The following is a 2,031-nucleotide window of genomic DNA, read 5'->3' on the forward strand; positions in this document are numbered from 1 at the left end:
CGGCCGCCAAGTGATTGAAATTGCTCGGTCGAGCATGGTCGTTTGTAACTACAGGACGGTTGGCTCCCCGTTGGGAGGGGTCGGGGGATCGAGTTGGGCGATGCCCAGCGCGGAGAGGATGCGCTCGGCGCGCGCACTTCCGCGGGTTACGGAGCGCTTGAAGGTGCCGGCGATCTTGAAATCAACGACCCGCACCGACCTGAGAATTTGAAGGGCCTCGGTGGCGGAGAAGTCGAGGCCGGCAGCCTTGAGCTTCTTCTCGATGGCGCGATGGAGCAGGAAGGCGAGCGCGGCGACGAACACGTGCGCCTCGACGCGTTCGTCCGTGCGGTGGAACACGGGGCGCAGGTCGATGACGTCTTTCAGGTTCGAGAAGGCGCGCTCGACCTCGCTCAATTCCTTGTAGATGCTCACCGCCTCGACGGGGGTGAGGTTCTGCTCCTCGGTGGCGATGACGTACTTGCCCTCGTAGGCCTGCTCGCGGGCCAGGTTGGTGGGGTGCTCGAAGAAGCGAAAGCCCCCCTCCTTGAATTCCCAGGCGTAGTAGCGATGGCCGTGGTGCTGCTCGAGAATCTTGGCCGCGGCCGCGCCGATTTTCTCGGGCGCCTTGAGCTTGCCGTGCTTGACCCGGCGCTCCAGTCGCTCGAGCTTTTCGCGCACGCGTTGCATCGCCTTGAGACGCTCGGCCTGCTCGTACACGAGCCGCTCTTCACTGCGCACGACGAAGATGCGCACGCCGGGCTGCTCGCCTTGGACTTCTTGCACCTCGGTCTTGGGCGGCGCGTTCTTCTCGCCCGCCGCGATTCCCACCGGGCACTGCGTCCAGGGGCCCGTGGCGCTCTCGATGTGGCGGTAGACGTCCTCGCGTCGGCGGCGGTTCAGGCCGACGAGGTAGCCCTGTTGGTGCGCGCGCAACAGCGCGATGTTGTCCGAGGTGACCATGCCGCGGTCGCCGACGAAGACCACGCGCCGCAAGCCGAAGCGTTTGTCCAAATCCTCCAGAATCTCCGGCACCGTCTTGGCGTCGCGCAGGTTGCCGCGGAAGACCTGATGCGTGATGGGCCAGCCGTCGACCATCACCAGGCCGACGAGCACTTGGCGGTTGCGCGGCTTGCCGTCCCGGCTGTGTCCGTGCGCGCCGAGCCGCGGCGGTCCCTTGCCCTCGAAGTACGTCGAGGTCAGGTCGTACAGGACCAAATCGACCTTGAGCGAGAACAGGTCTCGCAGCCGCAGGAAGAGCTCCTGCTCGATGTCTGCTTTGCGCGCTTCGAGCTGGTCGAGCGTTCGATACCAGCGCTGCAGTTGACCGAACGCCACGCGCACCCGCGGGCGGGAGCTCCTGCGCCGCTCCTCGTCATCGCGCCATTGGGGCATGTAGCGCCGGCCACGCCGGTCGCAGACGAAATCGGTCTCCAGCCAGCGCGCCAGAGCGTGCTCGCTGCTCGGTTCGCACAGGCGGTTGGTGACCAGCACCCACGCTCGGTCCGAGAGCGTGACTCCATCCTGCACGCCTCGGCCACCCATGCGCTCGAGCATCTGCTCCAAGCCCAGCTCGCGCCACAGCGTGCGGCTCACCAGCTCCGGTCCCCAGTCCCAGGCACCGATGGCCTGCACCCCGCTCGTCGAGGCGGCTTGGTCGCGCCGCCGCGGCTCGCCGCGCAGGATGGCAATGAGTTCGTCGAGGTGAGCCGCGAGAATGTCTTTGCGCCCGACGTTGAAGACGACGCGTTGCTTGTTCTTGCCGTTCTCGCGGTAGGCCTCGACGAGGCGCACGTACTCGTACTGCTTACCCTTGCCACCAGCCGCCTTGACGATGCTGAGGAACATCTCGTCTCCTGTGACTATCAGGATACGAGCTTATGTCTCACATGGCAAGCAGTATTTGGCACAGTTCTGTAACTACGGTTTTGGCACTGACGAGGAGGCTACGCGAGAAATTCACAGAGATTCCAAGAGGTTAGCGAAGGCTAGCGGCACTACCCACCCTCCGATTCGTTAAACATGGGCTAGCGCCGCGGCGCCGTCGCCAGC

At 65.0% G+C, this 2,031-nt stretch carries 1 protein-coding gene; it reads right to left on the reverse strand.

Features of this window, described 5'->3' with window-relative positions; all coding sequences use genetic code 11:
• Positions 1-48 precede the first annotated feature (48 nt).
• The gene (locus tag FJ251_15795; protein MBM4119164.1) at positions 49-1,827 is read right to left on the reverse strand and encodes an IS1634 family transposase; all 1,779 of its coding nucleotides are present in this window, start codon (positions 1,825-1,827) and stop codon (positions 49-51) included.
• Positions 1,828-2,031 lie beyond the last annotated feature (204 nt).

Source organism: bacterium, from assembly GCA_016873475.1.
GTDB lineage: Bacteria > Krumholzibacteriota > Krumholzibacteriia > JACNKJ01 > JACNKJ01 > VGXI01.

Coding starts and splice junctions, on each gene's coding strand:
- FJ251_15795 (MBM4119164.1), bottom strand. CDS start 1,827: ATGTTCCTCAGCATCGTCAAGGCGGCTGGTGGCAAGGGTAAGCAGTAC.